Genomic DNA, 17,270 nt, shown 5'->3' on the forward strand with positions numbered 1-17,270 from the left:
CGTTACGCGTTGGTCAAAGGCCGATGCTCGCTTTGCGCAGGGAGATGGACCCTGCGGCAAACAAGTGATGAATCAGAGCGCTGGTGTTACCGCCCCGGTCTTCCGGTCTTGCCCTTCGTCCGGCTCTTACGCTTCTGCTCGCCGGGGTCTTCGTAGGAGCCTACGCCGACCTTACCGCGCGCGATGGGGCGGGGGTCATCCTTGCCGCCTGTAGCGCGCTCCGGCTGGCCTTCCAGCAACGGTGAAAAACGTTTGCCGGGCTCCGTCACCGGTTTCGGCGGGACGCTGCCTTTGACGGGCTTTTCGGTGCGGCCAACGGTCATTTCGTCGAGGGAGTTTTTGCGGAATAGTGGCTTGGCGGTGCCGCCCTCGTGGTTCGAGACGGCCCCTTGGGCCTCCTCACCATGAGGGCTCATTGTTGCACCGTCTTCACCATGAAGACTACCTGCACCACGGTCCTCATCCTGAGGCGCGGAGCCCGAAGGGAGGAGCCTCGAAGGATCCTTCTTTGCACCCTTCTTGCCACTGCCCTCCAGCGACTTCGCCTCTCCCTTCGCAATCGGGTCGTCCATGGCGGCGAGTTCGGCAGCTTTGAGGCGTTTGATTTCGTCGCGCAGGCGGGCGGCTTTTTCGAAGTCGAGGTCGGCGGCGGCGTCGCGCATGGATTTTTCCAGCGCATTGAGGTGCGCCTGAAGATTATTGCCGACCATATGGCCGCCATCGGCGAAGCCCTTGCCGGATGCGCCCGAGATATCGGCGAAGCCCTTGCCGGATGCGCCCGAGATATCGGCGCGGACGTGGTCGCGCTCGTAGACGCTGTCGAGAATATCCGAGATGCGGGCCTTGACGGATTCAGGCGTGATGCCGTGTTCGGTGTTGTAGGCCACCTGCTTTTCGCGGCGGCGGCTGGTTTCTTCCATCGCCCGCTTCATGGAGCCAGTGATGTTATCCGCGTAGAGAATGACCTTGCCATCGACGTTACGCGCCGCACGACCGATGGTCTGAATAAGCGACGTCTCCGAGCGCAAAAAACCTTCCTTGTCGGCATCGAGAATGGCGACAAAGCCGCATTCGGGAATGTCGAGACCTTCGCGCAGCAGGTTGATGCCGACGAGAACGTCGAACGCGCCGAGACGCAGATCGCGGATGATTTCGATGCGTTCCAGCGTGTCGATATCCGAGTGCATGTAACGCACGCGCACGCCCTGTTCATGCAGATATTCGGTGAGGTCTTCGGCCATGCGCTTGGTCAGCACCGTGACGAGGGTGCGGTATCCGGCCTGCGCCGTTTCGCGGATTTCGCCCAGCACGTCATCCACCTGGCTGCGGGCGGAGCGGGTTTCGACCGGCGGATCGATGAGGCCCGTGGGGCGGATGACTTGCTCGGCAAAGACGCCGCCGGACTGTTCCATTTCCCAATTGCCGGGCGTGGCCGAAACCGCGACCGTTGGGGGGCGCATGGCATCCCACTCCTCGAAGCGCAGCGGGCGGTTGTCCATGCAGGACGGCAGGCGGAAGCCATATTCGGCCAGCGTCGCCTTGCGCCTGAAGTCGCCCCGGTACATGCCGCCGATTTGGCTGACGGAAACGTGGCTTTCGTCGATGAACAGCAGGGCATTGTCAGGGATATATTCGAACAGGGTCGGTGGCGGTTCGCCGGGATTGCGGCCGGTGAGATATCGCGAATAGTTCTCGATGCCCGCGCAGGAGCCGGTGGCTTCCAGCATTTCGATATCGTAGCGGGTGCGCTGTTCCAGCCGCTGGGCTTCCAGCAGGCGTCCGGCCTTTTCCAGCTCGGCCAGACGGCCTTTCAGCTCTTCCTTGATGGAGCGGATGGCGCCATTCAGCGTGGGGCGCGGGGTGACATAGTGCGAATTGGCGTAAATCTTGACCGATTGCAGATCGCCGGTCTTTTGGCCGGTGAGGGGATCGAATTCGGTGATCGAGTCGATCTCGTCTCCGAACATGGAGATGCGCCAGGCGGCATCTTCCAAGTGGGCGGGGAAGATTTCGATGGTGTCGCCGCGCACGCGGAAAGAGCCGCGCTGGAAATCCATATCGCGGCGTTTATATTGCTGAGCCACGAGATCGGCCAGAAGCTGGCGCTGATCCAGCCTGTCGCCGATGGCCATCTGGAAGGTCATGGCGGTGTAGGTTTCCACCGAGCCGATACCGTAAATGCAGGAGACGGAGGCGACGATGATGCAGTCGTCCCGCTCCAGCAGCGAGCGGGTGGCGGAGTGGCGCATGCGGTCGATCTGTTCGTTGATCGAGGATTCCTTCTCGATGAAGGTATCCGAGCGCGGCACATAGGCTTCCGGCTGGTAATAATCGTAATAGGAGACGAAATATTCCACCGCATTATCAGGGAAGAAGTTCTTGAATTCCGAATAAAGCTGCGCCGCCAGCGTCTTGTTGGGTGCCAGAATGACGGCAGGGCGCTGGGTTGCCTCGATGACCTTAGCCATGGTGAAGGTCTTTCCTGAGCCGGTAACGCCGAGCAGCACCTGGCTGCGCTCGCCGGAATTGATGCCCTCGACCAGATCGGCAATCGCTGTCGGCTGATCGCCAGCCGGTTCGAAATCCGACTGCATGCGAATGGTGATGCCGCCTTCGGATTTGGGCGGACGGGCAGGGCGGTGCGGCGTCCACATCTTGCCGTCCTTGAACAGCGGATTGCCGCTTTCAATCAGCGCCGACAGGGCCTCGACCGTGGCCGTCACCGCGCCGGTGGCGAGGTTTTCGGCATCCTCAAGGCTGACATCCATGCCCGCAACGGGGTTGAGACCGGCGGCGGCGCGGGTTTTCGGATCGTTGGAGGCACCGATGGACACGCCGCGCGAGGTCTTCTGGGCGGTGGCCTTCTTGTTGACGCTGCCGCCGCTCTTGGCTTTCTCAGCCTCTTCAATGGCCTGCTTGCGCGCTTCGATCTCGATCTTCTTGCGGTGCTTGCCCGCCTTTGACGCGACTTCACGCTGGGTCTCTACCGAAGACGCTTCGGCCTCGGCCTCCAACTGCTTCACCCAATCGGATACGCTGCCGGACAGCGGGGCGCCTTCAAATGGGGCCTGCGGCATTTCTGCGAAGCCATCGGAGCGGGAGGTTTTGTCGGACGGTTTTTTCGGTGATCTGGCCATGGTCGGAATATGGAGAGAGTCCAGTTGAAAGTGAAGGGGCGTGGTGTAAAAACAGAGTACAAACAGGAAACATTTCGCGTTCTGGAACCGGATGCAGAGTGCCGCGTTTTCACGCGCTCTCACACGCAAGTGAAGGGCACGTGAAAAGCCTGTTCCTGTTTGCTGCGTCCTGCGTTAAGCAATACGCCGCAAGCTGAAACTGGTTCCCCTTGCAGTCATTTTTCCCTCTCCCAATTCAAAGGTCCGTCATGCCTTTTTCCATAACCCCTGCGCACATCTGGCCGGTTGTCATGCTGATTGCCTCGAATGTCTTCATGACATTCGCCTGGTACGGCCACCTCAAGCACAAGGGCAGCGCGCTTTTCCTCGCCATTCTTGTCAGCTGGGGCATCGCCCTGTTCGAATATTGCTTGGCCGTGCCAGCCAACCGCATGGGTTCCGAGGTCTATTCGACGGCGCAGTTGAAGACGATGCAGGAAGTGATCACGCTCACGGTGTTCGCGCTGTTTTCGGTGTTCTGGCTGAAGGAAAGCCTGACGATTAACCACGTGATCGGGTTTGCGTTGATTGCATTCGGGGCTTCGTTTTTGTTCAAGTCTTGATGGTGGATATGCGCCATCTTGAAAGACCTGTTTAGAGTGCTATTGTAAGCACTCTCAATAGCGTTCCGAGGTTTAAAGATGACGCATGTTGTTCTGGCTGAAATGACGGCGAGTGTTTCCGAACTCAAGAGAAATCCCATGGGGACTGTCGCCGCCGGCGAGGGCGCGGCGGTTGCGATTCTCAATCGCAACGAGCCTGCTTTCTATTGTGTGCCCGCCAAGGCTTACGAGGCGATGATGGAGCGGCTCGACGATATCGAGCTGAACGCAATAGCCGACGCCCGTTCCAACGATGCCGTTATTCGCGTCAAGCTCGATGAGTTATGAGTTAGGTTTTCTCGACGCAGCGCTGAAGGAATGGCGAAAGCTGGACAACAACACGCGCGAGCAATTCAAGAAAAAGCTGGCGGAACGTCTGGAAAATCCACGCGTGCCATCGGCCAAGCTTTCCGGACACAACGATCGATACAAGATCAAGCTGCGCGGTGCGGGCTATAGACTGGTCTATGAGGTGCGCGATACGCAGATACTTGTCGTCGTGATTGCCGTGGGCAGGCGTGACCGAAGCGAGGTTTATCGGCTTGCGGAGCGGCGATAGGACATTTCCAAATATCATGGGAATTGAACGATGATGATCCGACCTGCTAGCCCATCCGATGCCGAAGGCATGAAAGCCGTTCACGACGAGATATTTGCCGCTGGCCTCCGTAAGGCTGCGGGTGATCTCGCGCAGGTGCGGGCCAATTATATCGAGGCGGAGAACCGCATCGGTTGTTTTGTGGCTGTGGATGACGAAGGGCGCATTCTGGGCTTTCAGTCTCTACGCCACTCGTGGGCCGACAATCCCTACGGTGTCGCAGAAGGCTGGGGCATCATCGGCACCCATGTCAGCCCGCGGGCCGCTCGTCAGGGTGTCGGGTCGGGGCTGTTTCGCGCGACCTTGGAAGCAGCCAAGGCTGCGGGACTTGAGACTATCGATGCGAGCATCGGCGCGGACAATGCGCTGGGCCAGGCCTATTACGAGGCGATGGGGTTTCGGACCTATCGGACGCCCGAACAGTTGGTCTGTAAGGCTTACCGGATAGATTGATTCGGTAGACGCGTCGTGCGTTGGAGCAGGCCGGGATTTTACCTGGCCTCGATTCTCACCTATTGGTTTCCCGCCTCTCGGCCTTGCAGTCTGAATATCTGCGTGAAGAATGTTTCATCGGAAACTCGGTAGAGCAGCGCCGCAATCGCAGCTGTTGCCGCGACGGCGAAAACGACGCGACCGATAAGGATGCTGTAGATATCGGCACCGAGTGAGGCCAGGAGGAGAGTGTCCTCGATCACGCTGTGCGCGAAGCCCATGAAGACGCAGGAGAGAAAGATCTGACGCGGCGATATTGCACCGGATCGCGCTTCGCGGATGAGAAGGCCCGCGCCATAGGAAATGCCCAGAAACAGCCCAATGGCGGTGAGGTGGCTTGCTTCGCCTTTTATGCCTGCAAGACGCAAAACGGGTGCGAGTGCCGTCATCATCAATTTCATCAGCCCTGTGGCTTTGAGGATTTCGAGGCTCCATGACAAGAGGAATAGAATTGCGAGCATGGAGATCATCGTCTCGGCAAGACCGCGGAAATATTCCACCCAGTCGGGCGTCGGGGTCATCGGTATCCAGGTGGGCTGGACGGGATCGGACAGCCAGCCTGTTGCCTGCAAGATATGGTGCAGCAGGAACGCGTAGAGCAAACCACCGCCGACGCGCAGCATTGTGGTGGTGATGAAGCCCGGACCCGCTTTCTGAATGATCTTCTGCTCGATCGGCAGGCCATGCGCGAAGAGGATGAGCGCAGAGAATATCGTAATATCCGCCGTGCTGAGCGAGGCTGCCGGAACGAGCGTGAAGATAAGCGGGACGGCGCCCCATATGCCCACGAGCATTGCCGTCAGCCACGCAAGACCCAGTTCAGGCGGCAGGCCAATCAGGTTCATGACCGGCGCAAAAGCTGGTGAAACCGCTTCGATTGCGCCCATTCGTGACAACACTTCGGTGAGGATTGCGATGGGAATGGTGATCCGAACCAGCACCCAGTAAATTTCGAGCGTTTCATATGTCTTATTCAAAAAAGGCTTCACGAATTTCATCTGGCTTTCCCCTGAAATTGATCACCATCTGCTAGCGCGGGTCGTTTCGAATTTGTGGTCAAAGATTGCATCGCGGTGCAATTTTATTGCAAAGATTTTGCGAGTGCATATTCTGGCTGGATGGACGGGATCGATCGAAAACTTTTGAATCTCATGCAGCGCGATGCATCGCGCACCAACATCGACATGGCCGATGACGTAGGCCTGTCGCCTTCCAGTTGCCTGCGGCGAATGCAGCGGCTGCGGAAATCAGGGGTGATCGACCGCATCGTTGCGATCCTTAATCCGGCCAAAGCGGGGCGTGGCATCAAGGCGCTGGTGACGGTGGAGCTGAAGCTGCATGGCGAACAGCACATGCGGCGGTTTCTGGATATTGCCTCTGCGGAAGAGGCTGTTGCGCAAGCTTATGCTGTGACCGGCGAATCGGACGTCGTTCTGATGTTGCGCCTGCGCGATATGGAGGAATTCGATGCCCTCTGCGATAGGCTGTTTCGCGATCAGACCAATGTGGCGCGCTTCTTCACCATGATCGTCATTAGAACTGCGAAAGAAGAAACGGCAATCCGGCTCTGACCGGACGCCGTTGAAGGAGAAAGGTGCCGGGATTGCTCCCGGCCTCTATTTTATGCGGCTTTGTGCCGGCTGAATTTTTGCACCACTAAATCCAGAACCAGCATCACCAGCAAACTCACACCCACCAGCGGGAAAATCACGCCGCCGATGGCGAGCAATACGATGAGGCCGTGCAGGACGCGTTTTTCCTGTGGCAGGGGTGGGACACCGAGCGAGCCTTTGGGGCGGCGTTTCCACCACATGACGCCGCCTGATACTGCCAGAAGGATGATTCCGAGGCAGGCGAGGGCCAGCACGATCTGGTTGGCTAGGCCGTATTGCTGGCCCATGTGGACGTTGATGCCCCATTCCAGACCTTTGCCCAGCGGGCCGTAATCGGCATAGCTCATGTCTATCAAAGGTTCGCCGCTATATTGGTCGAGATGGACGACGCGCTGTTTGGAGAGATCATCCGGATAAACAGAGCCGCTGTAGACGCCTGATGGTGTTGTGGGCAGGGCAACTGTGTAGCCGGGCATGAGGCCTAGCTGGTTGAAGCGGGCGATGGCGTTGTCTATGCCGATGGGCGGCATGGTCGGGTCGATATCCATCGGGGCCATGGCATCGCCATGGTCCATATGCTGGCCGTGATCATGGGTGCTGGATTGCGGGATTTGCGCCTGTTCCAGCGACCATGAAGTCTTGGCAACATCATTCAGATGCTGCCCGGACATGGGGACATCCACGCGCACGCCAGCCGGGTAACCGAAATTATTGCCGTTGGCCCATTCATTGACCTTGGCGCCCCAGACGCCCGACCAAGGCATGCCTGTTATGGCGAGAAAGACGATGAAAACGCCGACGAAGATGCCCGTGACGGCATGGGTATCGCGCCAGAAGACGCGCTTTTTCGGCGTGCCGCGCACGGTGATGACGCCGCCCGTCTGTTTGCGTGGCCACCAGAGATAGATGCCCGTGGCGACGAGAAGAATGGACCAGCCAGCCGCGATTTCGATGAAGTAGCGCGCGAAGGTGCCGAAATATTTGAGGCTGTGGATATAGCGCACAGTCCACATCACGGTGCCGCGATCCGGCAGGGAGCCGAGGGTTTCGCCGGTATAGGTATTCACATAGACGGCACGCTTGCCATCCGCCGTGTTGACGGTGATCTCGGTCGAAGCGCCGGGATCGGCAGCTGTCGTGTATTTTACGGCGGTGCCGGGAACGGCTGATAGTGCGGATGCGACGATGGCGGATGGGCTGGCTTGCGGGGCGTTCTGCACCACTTCGATGCGTTTCAAATCGGCATGGATGATGCCGTCGATCTCATCCTTGAAGAGATACAGCGCGCCGGTGATGGCCAGCGAAATCATAAAGGGCAGAACGAAGAGACCCGCGTAAAAATGCCAACGCCAGACGGCGCGGTAGAGGTTGATGGAAGAAGATTGCGCGGCCTGGCGCTCCCCTTCGAAGGAGGTGGTGACGGACATAGAGATGTCTCCGCTAGACAATGAGGTTTGACGGCCAAACTGTGCAACAGCGGTTGCGTGCGTGTTTCAGGCCGAGGCGTTTCTCAGAGTTGTTAAGCGAAGGGAGGGGCGCGGGGCTGGGAGTCGCGGTTTGGCGGCTGGGGCGAAAATTTTGCTTCGGCGTGCTGGAAGCGGACTTCTATTGCTAGGGCAAAGCCGCTCACTGGCTCAGTCGGCAAATCCGGAAGGGTAATGGCAGCGGCAGTTGCGAGGCGACAGAGCGTGCCGCAGCAATTGTTGGCGAGCTTGCCTGCCGGGTCCTGCTTGCCGGAGGCGCCTTCCGGCATGTGGCTGGAGCAGATGATATCGCCAGCCGCCAGTGCCACCGAGGCCATATTGCCATTGGCAACACCGTTGACGAGGCCTTGTAGCAAAAACAGCAGAAGCGCCAGCGTGGCGATAGCGCCAGCCGAACTCCTGTCCTGCATGATTTTGCGAATGAACCTCATGATTTTTGACGTGCCACAGTTTTTCCCCATTGTCACTGCGACAAGCTGTGCATTGCGGCTGAATTACAAATTGTCCATGTCGGAAAAACGCCACGATTTTGCAACTTTTTCGCCGGAATTGGCTGGGATTCTGCTGCGCATATTACTGTTGGCAGGAGTGGCGAAGAATGGCTCCTTTTTCTCCAACGATGGCGGCGATCCGCTATGGCTATGGGCTCTCGCCCGGCCAGGTCCTGAATCGAAACGCAGACGATCTTTTGGTCCAGCTGGCTGATGCGCCGCTGAAAGACGCTTTCTTTCCCATGGGCGGTGCATTCGAGGCGCGGCAGCGCGCGGATGATCTAGCCGAGGGGCTGATCGCCATTCGACCCGTCAATAATGACGGCGAGCGGGACCGGGATGCCCGTAAAATCTTGCAACAAAAGGCCGAGCAGAGCTTTCAGCGCGATAGCATGGCGCGGGTGATGCAGGCGGTGTTTTCTCCCTATGGTTTCCATGAGCGGTTGGCGTCCTTCTGGACCGACCATTTTTCCGTCAATGCGCGCAAAGCCTTGCCCATGCGCGCCATCACGCCGCTCTATGAGGTAGAAGCGATCCGCCCGCATCTGGCCGGGCCATTTCGCGATCTTTTGCAGGCGGCGGTGCTGCACCCCGCCATGCTGATCTATCTGGATCAGAACCGTTCCGCCGGGCCTGAGTCTGCTGCTGCGGGAAACCGAAAAGCCGGATTGAATGAAAACCTCGGGCGCGAATTGCTGGAGCTGCACACGATGGGTGCGGGCAGTGGTTACACGCAGGACGACGTTCGCTCCGCCGCGCTGGTCTTGACCGGCATGACGGTGGATGATCGCTACGAAATGCTGTTTCGCCCACGCATGGCAGAGCCTGGCCAAATCAAGGTGCTAGGTGTCTCCTATGGTGGGCGCAAGCGCACGGCGGATGATTGTCTTTCCATGCTGGATGATCTGGCAACACGGCCTGAAACCGCCATGCATGTCTGTCGCAAACTGGCGACGCATTTCGTGGCCGATGAAGCGCCGCCTGAACTGGTCACGGCCATGGTGAATGAGTGGAAGGCGAGCGGCGGGCATCTGGTGAAAGTCTATGCCGCCATGCTGGACCACCCGCGCGCGTGGGCCGAGCCGGGCCGCAAGATGAAGCTGCCTTTCGACTACGTCGTGTCTGGTCTGCGGGCCTTCGGCATCAACCAGAAGAACTGGCAGGATCGCTTGTCTCCGGCTGGTGACGACGAGGCTGCCCTACCAACTGCTGCTCCGCAATCCGCCATGAAAGATGGAGATGAGCCTGCCGCCATGAAGCCTGGTGGCGGTGAGATGATGATGGAGAAGCCAGAACAGGCCATGACGCCAGATGCTGCGCAGATGCAAAAGCCGAAGAACAAGCAGAGTCTTGCGCGGACGCTGACGCTCGCCTCGCTGCGCCGCATGGGCCAGCCGGTCTGGCAGCCGCCAAGTCCGGCGGGTTTCGAGGAAGGCGTGGCCTCCTGGCTGTCCCCCAGCCAGATGAGTGAACGCATTTTGTGGGCGCGCAAGGCGTCTGATTCACTGGGTGGTGACATGGAGCCGAAACGGCTTCTGGAAGTCGCCATGGCCGATATGGCGCGGGACGATACGATCCGCGTCGTCAGCCAGGCTCCCAACCGTGTGAGCGGCATGACGCTTGCGCTGTCTTCGCCAGAATTCAACAGGAGATAGGATCGATGGCCTTCTCTCAGGATATGCTCATCAGCCGCCGGAGTTTTCTGGCCACTGCGTGCTGTGCGGCGGCGGTGCCTGCCTTCTCGCCGGTCAGCTTCGCCGCAATGCCGGGCGAAAACCGCTTCGTGACCATCGTGCTGCGTGGCGCGATGGATGGGCTGGATCTCGTGCAGCCCTATGGCGACGCCGCCTTTGCGAGCTTCCGCCCTACGCTGGCGCTGACGCCGGATACGGGACTGATCGATCTCGACGGTCATTTCGGCCTTAACCCTGCCGCCCAGCCGCTGATGCCGCTTTGGCAGGCAAAGGAGCTTGCCTTCGTGCATGCGGTCTCCACGCCCTATCGTGATCAGCGCAGCCATTTCGACGGGCAAGATATGCTGGAAAGCGGCGCGGAACATGTCCACGCCGAACGCACCGGTTGGTTGAACCGCGCGCTCTCATCCATTCCGCGCTCGGATGATCGCAAGGCTATCGACATCAACACATCGATGGAGCTGATTCTGTCCGGGCCGAACGAAGCCGATGTCTGGGCATCCACCTCCAATATGACCATGGCGGCGGATGATGTCGGTTTCTTTAAACGCCTTTACGCCAATGATCCGGATTTCAACCGCGTGCTGGCAGAAGCCTTGCGCACGGATATGTCTGCGGAACAGCTGTTTCAGGATGAAAAGCGCGGGCAGGGCATTCGCGATGTCGCCAAGCTCGCGGGTGGTTTGCTGCGGGAAGATTACCGCATCGCCAGCTTCTCCGTCGATGGCTGGGATACGCATGCGGGCCAGAAGGCGCAGTTTGCCCGCACGGTCAAAGACCTGACCATTGCGCTGACGACGCTGAAGGACGCGCTAGGGCCGGATGTCTGGAAAAAGACGGTCGTGCTGGCCATGACGGAATTCGGGCGCACGGCGAGGGAAAACGGCACCGGCGGCACGGACCATGGCACCGGCGGCGTGGCCATTCTTGCCGGTGGCGGCATTGCTGGCGGTCGTGTGTTGGGCAATTGGCCGGGGCTGGGTGACGGCAAGCTTCTGGATGACAGAGACTTGATGCCGACCGGCGACGTGCGCGAAATCGCCGCCGCCATGCTTTACCGCCAGTTTGACGTGGGCAGTGAAGCACTGACCAATGGTGTGTTCCCCGGCCTCAGCTTCGACAGATCATCAAGCTATCTGAAAGTGTGATCCGGGTTTGCGACCTATCAACCGGCAGCGCTGACCTTATGGGCTTCGGTGCGTAGCGCCTCTTCAACGGCAATCTCTGCCATGGCAAGCGCTGCTTCACGCGTCTTGGCGGCGGCAATGAAGCGACCGTTGTGACAGAAGGTTGCGCCTTCGACGCCGGATGCCGCTTCCAGATCTCCATTCGTCAGACCGGCCCATGCGGCGGGCAGATCGGCGCGCAGCTCGAAACCGTCTTCGGCGCGTCGAATACCAGTCAGGCACCAATCCTTATCGCGCGGATGGACGACGAAGAGCAGATGATCGGCACCAGCTTTAACGATGGCCGGGCGGAAAGGCATGCCAATCGGTAGTTCCAGAACGCGACCTTCGCCCGTCGCTTCAATGGCCTTCAGCACCAGCGTTTCAGCGCGCAGCTTGGCGGCTTTCTTGCCAATGCTGGCTTCGACGAAGCTGCGTGCAATGGCGAGTGCGGCTTGGAATGCGCGATCATCGGCTTCCGGGTCTTTATTATCGAAGGCAGGCTTTAATGTTTCCAGCAGGGCTGGCAAAGTCAGGCCTGCAAGCTGTCCCGCCGTGGAAGGGCTCAGCGCGCCATTGTCCGTGAGGTCGATGGGCAGAACGAAGCTGGTGTCGAAGGACGCATGGATCGCGTCGATATCGGATTGCGGAACGCCATAATCGGCAAGATAGGCGTGCCCGTAATGCTTCCACACCAGACCGAAAGAGCTGTATGGCTGGCCGTCTTCACGCAGCGGCGCACCGCGCTGGTGGTGGTCGAAAATGCGCGCTTCCGCATCATAGGCACCTCCGACATCATAGATGATGCGGTCGGAGCCTGATGTGATCCACTCGGGCGCACGGCTGCGAACGATTTTCGCCTGCGGGAAAAGGCGGGTGAGGATGACGCTGGACAGCAGTTCATCGGCATGAAAGCCACCGGAATGGGTGACGAGGAAATCCGCTGTCATGGAAGGACGGCCTTATTGTTCGTGGAGAGCGCTATTGACGACCAGATATCGTTTGTCAGCCATCCCCGCAAGCGGCCATCAGGCTATTGCGCTGATTTCCAGCTCTTCATCGCCCAGATTTACAAGGTCTCCGACCGCTTTTCCGAGAAGGGCGCGGGCTACGGGTGACACATAAGAAATCGTGCCCGCTTTCGGATCGGCCTCGTCTTCGCCAACGATGCGGTAGGTCTGCACGCGACCGTCCTCTCGGCTGAATGTAACCGTGCTGCCGAAAGCCGCGAGGTCGTGGCTCTCAGGTGCAGGCACCAGCTGTGCCGTATGCAGGCGTTCGGAGAAATAGCGCAGGTCGCGCATATGCGGCGCAGCCTGCCGCCGGCGCTCGTTGATGTCCTCGATGGCATTCGCCTCATCGAAAGCAGCGCGGGCTTCGCTGACCTGACGTTCAAGCGCTTTCAACCCGGCCTCGGTGACGAGATTGGGGTGGGGCGAGACAGGGCGATCCGGCAGCTGGGTTTCTGCTGCGGTTTCGGCACTCTCTTCTTTTACGAAAGCTACACTCACTGTCGAATTCCTTTATCCTATCCTCCTCATATGGAGAGTGCGAACAGGAAAGGCAACGGGGAGGCTTATTCGTGCCGCAGCGCCTCGATAGGGCTGAGGCTTGCGGCGCGTCTTGCCGGGAAGTAGCCGAAGATCACGCCGATGGCTGCGGAGAAGGCAAAGGCGAGCGCGATGATCGATGGGCTGGTGACGAAGGGGACGCCGAGGAAACTGACGACGCTATAGGCAAGCCCAAGCCCGGTCAGGATACCGGCAATGCCTCCGAAAGCGGATAACATCACCGCTTCCACCAGAAACTGGGTCAGCACCTGTTTTTCCAGCGCGCCGATGGCAAGGCGAATGCCGATTTCGCGTGTGCGCTCCGTGACAGACACCAGCATGATGTTCATGATGCCGATGCCGCCGACCAGCAGGCTGACCGCTGCCACTGCGCCGAGAAGACCGGTGAGCAATGTCGTCGTGCCGGTCATGGCGGAGGCAATCTGTGCCATGTCATTGACGGTAAAATCATCGTCACGGCCAATGGCGATGCGACGGCGCTCGCGTAGCAGGTTCTCGATATCGGATTGGACTTTGGAGGTTGAAACGCCATCCTGTGCGGAGACCATGATACTGGAAATGGTCGTGGTGCCGCCAATGCGCCGCTGATGGATTTTCAGCGGCATGATGATCGTGTCATCCTGATCATCCCCCAGACCCGACTGACCTTTGCGCGCCAGGACGCCGATGACCGGACAGGATATGTTGCTGACACGGATGGTTTGACCGACAGGATTTGCGGCGCCAAACAGCTCTTGGCGCACGGTTTCGCCGATGATGCAGCCGATCTGGCCCCCACGATCTTCCGCGGGCAGAAATTCCCGGCCAAGCGCCAGCGTCCAGTCCTGCACGGTCAGGTAATCATTGGTGCTGCCGACGACGCTGGTGGAGTGATTCTTACCGCCATAGATGACGGTTGCCGCCGAACTTCTGTTGAGCGGAGCGACTGCGCGAATGCCGCTGAGCTGATCGCGCATGGCCTGAATGTCGTGATCGTTGAAGCGTTTGGCCTCGGTGCTGGCACGGCCGGGCCCGAACTGGCCGGGCCGCACGAACAGCATGTTGGTGCCAAGGCGCGATAGCTCGGATTTCACCTGCGCTGTCGTGCCATTGCCAATCGTCACCATGGCAATAACGGCGGCAACGCCGATAACGACGCCAAGGACCGTCAAGAAAGAACGCAAGATGTTGCGGCTGATGGCGCGCAGAGCAAGGCGTGCGGTTTCAAGAAACATCGGCAGCCTCCAGCTTTTCCTCGGCGCTATCGGATGCCAGATGGCCATCGACGAAGCGCAGCAGGCGGTTTGCATAAGCCGCGATGTCTTCTTCATGCGTCACCATGACAACGGTGATGCCCTTGTCGCGGTTGAGCGAGGTGATCAGCTCCATGATTTCGGTGCTGGTTTTCGTGTCGAGATTGCCCGTCGGCTCATCCGCCAGAAGCAAAGCAGGGCGGGTGACGATAGCGCGGGCAATGGCCACGCGCTGCTGCTGACCGCCGGAAAGCTCTTGCGTGGTGTGATGTTCACGCCCGGCAAGACCCACCTGAGCCAGCGCTTCCATGGCCTGCGGACGGCGCTCTGCCGCCTTCATGCCGCGATAGATCAGTGGCAATTCCACATTTTCCACGGCGGAAGTGCGAGGCAGAAGGTTGAAGCCCTGAAACACGAAGCCCAGCATATGGCGGCGCAGAAGCGTCAATTGTTCATTGTCGAAGCCGCTGGTGGGCACGCCCTGAAACAGATATTCGCCGGCGCTCGGCGTATCCAGGCAGCCGATAATGTTCATCGAGGTCGACTTGCCGGAACCGGATGGCCCCATGATGGCAACGAATTCATGCTCGTTGATGGAGAGGCTCACACCATCCAGCGCACGAATGGTCGCTTCGCCAACGCCATATTGTTTGACGACCTTGCGAAACTCGATGAGGGGTTGGGCTGCCATTCGCTTCTCCCGCGTCACGTACTGCGCTGCGCGGCGTCGGTAATGACCTGATCGTCAGGGGCGATCTCTCCTGACTTGATGGCGGTAAACTGACCATCGGTCGATCCTGTCTCGACCTGCACGGAAACGGGATTGTTGTTGCGCAACACCCAGACGCTGCGCTTGGCGGATGCCGCCTGTTCACCGCCGCCGCGCTGGCGGTTCATGCGGGGAGGGCGGAACAGGCCCATCAACCCGCCGCCACGGGATGCCGATTCGCGCGGAGGCGTGTAGCGAAGCGCAGCATTGGGAATGAGAATCGCGTCTTTCACCTGCTCGACAACAATATTGGCCGTTGCCGTCATGCCGGGGCGCAGCAGCAGTTCGGCATTATCCACCGTCAATATGCCCTTATAGGTCACGACGTTGGAAACGGTTTCCGAAGCAAAGCGCACCGTCTCAATGGCCGCCGGAAAGCTCCGTTCGGGATAGGCATCCACATTGAATGTCGCCGTCTGACCGTTCTCGACCTTGCCGACATCAGCCTCATCGATGGCCACCTGAAGCTCCATATGGCGCAGGTCACCCGCAATGGTGAACAGGACCGGCGCATTGAGGGAGGAAGCAACCGTCGCACCCGGATCGACATCGCGTGTCAGCACCACGCCATCGATGGGCGAAACGATCTTGGCCTTGCCGAGATTGAGTTCCGCCAACCGCAAATCCGCTTCCGATGACAGCACGGATGCGCCATTGACCTCCAGCGTCGCTGCCACCGCATCGTAATTAAACTGTGCGGCGTCGAGATCCTGCTGACTGGAGACGCGATTCTGCACCAGGGATTTCAGGCGGTCTAAAGATGTCTTGGCAGAGCCGAGGTCGGCTCTTGCCTTTACGACGCTGGCTTTTGCCGACGCGAGCTTGGCACGGGCGCTCTGCACATCCGCTTCCAGCTTGTTGGTATCCAACTCCGCCAGAACGTCTCCGGCCTTGACCGGGCTGTTATAGGTGACGTTGACCTTGCGCACGGTGCCGGAAAGCTCGCTCGAAATATCCACCTGATCCGTTGGCTGAACGGAGCCGGTTGAGGTGACGATGACCGAGAGATCGCCTTTCTTCACCGCCTGAGTCGTATAGGTGTAGGCAACCTGCGACCCGCCATAGACATAATAATAGCCACCCAGGCCCGCCAGCACCAAAAAGCCGACCATCAGATAGGTGGACCGTTTCGATTTCTTTTTGCCGCTCTTGGCCGAAACCAGAATGTCCCGCAGGTCGGGCGGTGGTGATGGCTGAGATGGTGTCTGGTTGCTATCGTCGGCGGACTTCATTGTTTCTACCCATCAAGACAATGCTGCGGCCAGTTTTGCAAAAGCACAATGCGTGCAAGCCATTAGCCCAGTTTGTCGTTAACCTCGTCTGTTCCGTCCGGCTTCGCATAGCTTTAAGGCAGGGTGAAGTGAAAACTTGGTAATATTGTCTTGAGGTTGCGTTTCCGGGACATTTCGACCCGCAAACGGCTCCTCCACAAAAAAACAAAAGAAAGATGATTTTACCTGTTGCGGGGCAGGGGCGAACCGTGTATCTCCCCACCATCGAAAAGGCGGAGTGTAGCGCAGTCTGGTAGCGCATCTGGTTTGGGACCAGAGGGTCGGGAGTTCGAATCTCTCCACTCCGACCATTCGATGAGAAGTCAGTTTTTACAACGACTTCCACAAATTCCCTAAAGTGTCAGTTAAATATAGATCGCCAGCTTCTGGCTGCGATGCCAGAGGCATCGTGTTTCAGCCCAGATACTGGAAGTAAGCCCAGGCAGCGATGAAGAACGCGATGACGCCGGCGATGATGGCGAGTTTGCGCAGTTGCGGGTTGGGTTTGCGCGGCTGCTTCGGTGGCTCGGGCTTGCGGAATTTGATGACATTTTCATTCATATCGTGCGTCCTTTGAATTGCGGGCAGATAAAATATGCTTCGTCCTTCACGCGCAAGATGGGCCTTGGCCTTTTCGACATCTAAGCCATTTATGGTTTCCGCAATATGCGCGCTTTCAGCGACTTGACTTCACGGGTGAGTCGGTTCAATTGAGTTTTGCTATCGCGTTGTAATAAATCTATGATGCGTGATGGGTAGAAAAAGCGGAAGGCCGCTTGATCGCAAGACCGGAGCAGTTTGAGATGTCTGCAAAAATTTATCGTCCAGCCAAGACTGCCATGCAATCCGGCAAGGCTAAGACCAATCTTTGGGTGCTGGAATTCGATGCCGAAGTGCCGCGCAAGATCGATCCGATCATGGGCTACACGTCTTCGTCGGATATGAAGCAGCAGGTCAAGCTGACTTTTGAAACGCAGGAGCAGGCCGAAGCCTACGCCCAGCGCAAAGGCATCGAATACCGCGTGATCCCGCCGCAGGAAGCGACGCGCAAGGTTGTGTCCTACACGGACAACTTCAAATACACCCGCACGCAGCCCTGGACTCACTAATT

18 protein-coding genes and 1 tRNA gene are annotated in these 17,270 nt (G+C 58.8%); 9 read left to right on the top strand and 10 right to left on the bottom strand.

The genetic code is table 11. The annotated features are described in order from the left end of the window. Nucleotides 1-86: 86 nt before the first annotated feature. Entirely contained in the window at nucleotides 87-3,137 is a 3,051-nt protein-coding gene (uvrB, locus tag AC27VJ_RS05355) for an excinuclease ABC subunit UvrB (RefSeq protein ID WP_488683093.1), read from the bottom strand. 248 nt (nucleotides 3,138-3,385) lie between these two features. Here uvrB and AC27VJ_RS05360 point away from each other — a divergent pair, with 248 nt between their 5' ends. The 4 genes from AC27VJ_RS05360 (at nucleotide 3,386) to AC27VJ_RS05375 (ending at nucleotide 4,829) form a co-directional block, all read left to right on the top strand. Then, nucleotides 3,386-3,739: a DMT family protein gene (locus AC27VJ_RS05360; protein ID WP_113086914.1), complete on the top strand. Its 354-nt coding sequence runs from the start codon at nucleotides 3,386-3,388 to the stop codon at nucleotides 3,737-3,739. A gap of 78 nt (nucleotides 3,740-3,817) precedes the next feature. Next, nucleotides 3,818-4,066, top strand: coding sequence for a type II toxin-antitoxin system Phd/YefM family antitoxin (locus tag AC27VJ_RS05365; RefSeq protein WP_488683094.1), 249 nt, complete (start codon nucleotides 3,818-3,820; stop codon nucleotides 4,064-4,066). Then, the gene (locus tag AC27VJ_RS05370) at nucleotides 4,056-4,337 is read left to right on the top strand and encodes a type II toxin-antitoxin system RelE family toxin (protein ID WP_488683095.1); all 282 of its coding nucleotides are present in this window, start codon (nucleotides 4,056-4,058) and stop codon (nucleotides 4,335-4,337) included. The genes AC27VJ_RS05365 and AC27VJ_RS05370 overlap by 11 nt, the downstream gene beginning before the upstream one ends. Before the next feature lie 30 nt (nucleotides 4,338-4,367). Next, a complete protein-coding gene (locus AC27VJ_RS05375; RefSeq protein ID WP_488683096.1) occupies nucleotides 4,368-4,829 on the top strand; it encodes a GNAT family N-acetyltransferase in 462 nt (153 codons plus the stop codon). Between the two features lie 59 nt (nucleotides 4,830-4,888). On the opposite strand, the gene AC27VJ_RS05380 is transcribed toward AC27VJ_RS05375, so the two are convergent. After that, nucleotides 4,889-5,866, bottom strand: coding sequence for a nucleoside recognition domain-containing protein (locus AC27VJ_RS05380; protein ID WP_488683097.1), 978 nt, complete (start codon nucleotides 5,864-5,866; stop codon nucleotides 4,889-4,891). Nucleotides 5,867-5,986: 120 nt separating this feature from the next. Here AC27VJ_RS05380 and AC27VJ_RS05385 point away from each other — a divergent pair, with 120 nt between their 5' ends. Continuing rightward, nucleotides 5,987-6,439 (top strand): Lrp/AsnC family transcriptional regulator, encoded by a 453-nt coding sequence (locus AC27VJ_RS05385; protein ID WP_488683098.1) that lies wholly within the window; start codon nucleotides 5,987-5,989, stop codon nucleotides 6,437-6,439. A 50-nt stretch (nucleotides 6,440-6,489) separates the two neighbouring features. Here AC27VJ_RS05385 and AC27VJ_RS05390 read toward each other — a convergent pair whose 3' ends face one another. Together AC27VJ_RS05390 and AC27VJ_RS05395 are read right to left on the bottom strand one after the other, a co-directional pair. Beyond that, nucleotides 6,490-7,908, bottom strand: a complete 1,419-nt coding sequence (locus tag AC27VJ_RS05390; RefSeq protein ID WP_488683099.1) for a PepSY-associated TM helix domain-containing protein — start codon at nucleotides 7,906-7,908, stop codon at nucleotides 6,490-6,492. Between the two features lie 92 nt (nucleotides 7,909-8,000). Then, nucleotides 8,001-8,396 (bottom strand): DUF2946 family protein, encoded by a 396-nt coding sequence (locus tag AC27VJ_RS05395; RefSeq protein WP_488683100.1) that lies wholly within the window; start codon nucleotides 8,394-8,396, stop codon nucleotides 8,001-8,003. A 167-nt stretch (nucleotides 8,397-8,563) separates the two neighbouring features. On the opposite strand from AC27VJ_RS05395, the gene AC27VJ_RS05400 reads away from it, so the two are divergent. After that, entirely contained in the window at nucleotides 8,564-10,111 is a 1,548-nt protein-coding gene (locus AC27VJ_RS05400) for a DUF1800 domain-containing protein (RefSeq protein ID WP_488683101.1), read from the top strand. A 5-nt stretch (nucleotides 10,112-10,116) separates the two neighbouring features. Further along, nucleotides 10,117-11,298 carry a DUF1501 domain-containing protein gene (locus AC27VJ_RS05405; RefSeq protein ID WP_488683102.1) on the top strand — a complete coding sequence of 394 codons (1,182 nt, stop codon included), beginning with the start codon at nucleotides 10,117-10,119 and terminating at the stop codon, nucleotides 11,296-11,298. Nucleotides 11,299-11,315: 17 nt separating this feature from the next. Here AC27VJ_RS05405 and AC27VJ_RS05410 read toward each other — a convergent pair whose 3' ends face one another. From AC27VJ_RS05410 to AC27VJ_RS05430, 5 genes are all read right to left on the bottom strand, one after another. Then, complete coding sequence (locus AC27VJ_RS05410; protein WP_488683103.1) at nucleotides 11,316-12,266, bottom strand: MYG1 family protein; 951 nt, start codon at nucleotides 12,264-12,266, stop codon at nucleotides 11,316-11,318. 78 nt (nucleotides 12,267-12,344) lie between these two features. Further along, a complete protein-coding gene (gene greA, locus AC27VJ_RS05415) occupies nucleotides 12,345-12,827 on the bottom strand; it encodes a transcription elongation factor GreA (RefSeq protein WP_488683104.1) in 483 nt (160 codons plus the stop codon). A gap of 65 nt (nucleotides 12,828-12,892) precedes the next feature. Further along, a complete protein-coding gene (locus AC27VJ_RS05420) occupies nucleotides 12,893-14,101 on the bottom strand; it encodes an ABC transporter permease (RefSeq protein WP_113086926.1) in 1,209 nt (402 codons plus the stop codon). After that, entirely contained in the window at nucleotides 14,091-14,810 is a 720-nt protein-coding gene (locus AC27VJ_RS05425) for an ABC transporter ATP-binding protein (protein WP_488683105.1), read from the bottom strand. The genes AC27VJ_RS05420 and AC27VJ_RS05425 overlap by 11 nt, the downstream gene beginning before the upstream one ends. Before the next feature lie 14 nt (nucleotides 14,811-14,824). Then, nucleotides 14,825-16,120, bottom strand: coding sequence for an efflux RND transporter periplasmic adaptor subunit (locus tag AC27VJ_RS05430; protein WP_488683106.1), 1,296 nt, complete (start codon nucleotides 16,118-16,120; stop codon nucleotides 14,825-14,827). A gap of 273 nt (nucleotides 16,121-16,393) precedes the next feature. Here AC27VJ_RS05430 and AC27VJ_RS05435 point away from each other — a divergent pair. Beyond that, nucleotides 16,394-16,470 (top strand) — tRNA-Pro (locus AC27VJ_RS05435). Nucleotides 16,471-16,573: 103 nt separating this feature from the next. Here the strand turns inward: AC27VJ_RS05435 and AC27VJ_RS05440 are convergent. Continuing rightward, nucleotides 16,574-16,720 carry a hypothetical protein gene (locus AC27VJ_RS05440; RefSeq protein WP_488683107.1) on the bottom strand — a complete coding sequence of 49 codons (147 nt, stop codon included), beginning with the start codon at nucleotides 16,718-16,720 and terminating at the stop codon, nucleotides 16,574-16,576. 242 nt (nucleotides 16,721-16,962) lie between these two features. On the opposite strand from AC27VJ_RS05440, the gene AC27VJ_RS05445 reads away from it, so the two are divergent. Next, the gene (locus tag AC27VJ_RS05445; RefSeq protein WP_113086929.1) at nucleotides 16,963-17,268 is read left to right on the top strand and encodes an ETC complex I subunit; all 306 of its coding nucleotides are present in this window, start codon (nucleotides 16,963-16,965) and stop codon (nucleotides 17,266-17,268) included. The last annotated feature ends 2 nt before the right edge of the window (nucleotides 17,269-17,270 follow it).

The organism is Agrobacterium sp. 20P9.1.2, assembly GCF_057799395.1.

Excerpts from the sequence above, each read along its gene's own strand:
- uvrB (WP_488683093.1), bottom strand. The coding sequence starts at position 3,137 with ATGGCCAGATCACCGAAAAAACCGTCCGACAAAACCTCCCGCTCCGAT.
- AC27VJ_RS05360 (WP_113086914.1), top strand. The coding sequence starts at position 3,386 with ATGCCTTTTTCCATAACCCCTGCGCACATCTGGCCGGTTGTCATGCTG.
- AC27VJ_RS05365 (WP_488683094.1), top strand. The coding sequence starts at position 3,818 with ATGACGCATGTTGTTCTGGCTGAAATGACGGCGAGTGTTTCCGAACTC.
- AC27VJ_RS05370 (WP_488683095.1), top strand. The coding sequence starts at position 4,056 with ATGAGTTATGAGTTAGGTTTTCTCGACGCAGCGCTGAAGGAATGGCGA.
- AC27VJ_RS05375 (WP_488683096.1), top strand. The coding sequence starts at position 4,368 with ATGATGATCCGACCTGCTAGCCCATCCGATGCCGAAGGCATGAAAGCC.
- AC27VJ_RS05380 (WP_488683097.1), bottom strand. The coding sequence starts at position 5,866 with ATGAAATTCGTGAAGCCTTTTTTGAATAAGACATATGAAACGCTCGAA.
- AC27VJ_RS05385 (WP_488683098.1), top strand. The coding sequence starts at position 5,987 with ATGGACGGGATCGATCGAAAACTTTTGAATCTCATGCAGCGCGATGCA.
- AC27VJ_RS05390 (WP_488683099.1), bottom strand. The coding sequence starts at position 7,908 with ATGTCCGTCACCACCTCCTTCGAAGGGGAGCGCCAGGCCGCGCAATCT.
- AC27VJ_RS05395 (WP_488683100.1), bottom strand. The coding sequence starts at position 8,396 with ATGAGGTTCATTCGCAAAATCATGCAGGACAGGAGTTCGGCTGGCGCT.
- AC27VJ_RS05400 (WP_488683101.1), top strand. The coding sequence starts at position 8,564 with ATGGCTCCTTTTTCTCCAACGATGGCGGCGATCCGCTATGGCTATGGG.
- AC27VJ_RS05405 (WP_488683102.1), top strand. The coding sequence starts at position 10,117 with ATGGCCTTCTCTCAGGATATGCTCATCAGCCGCCGGAGTTTTCTGGCC.
- AC27VJ_RS05410 (WP_488683103.1), bottom strand. The coding sequence starts at position 12,266 with ATGACAGCGGATTTCCTCGTCACCCATTCCGGTGGCTTTCATGCCGAT.
- AC27VJ_RS05420 (WP_113086926.1), bottom strand. The coding sequence starts at position 14,101 with ATGTTTCTTGAAACCGCACGCCTTGCTCTGCGCGCCATCAGCCGCAAC.
- AC27VJ_RS05425 (WP_488683105.1), bottom strand. The coding sequence starts at position 14,810 with ATGGCAGCCCAACCCCTCATCGAGTTTCGCAAGGTCGTCAAACAATAT.
- AC27VJ_RS05430 (WP_488683106.1), bottom strand. The coding sequence starts at position 16,120 with ATGAAGTCCGCCGACGATAGCAACCAGACACCATCTCAGCCATCACCA.
- AC27VJ_RS05440 (WP_488683107.1), bottom strand. The coding sequence starts at position 16,720 with ATGAATGAAAATGTCATCAAATTCCGCAAGCCCGAGCCACCGAAGCAG.
- AC27VJ_RS05445 (WP_113086929.1), top strand. The coding sequence starts at position 16,963 with ATGTCTGCAAAAATTTATCGTCCAGCCAAGACTGCCATGCAATCCGGC.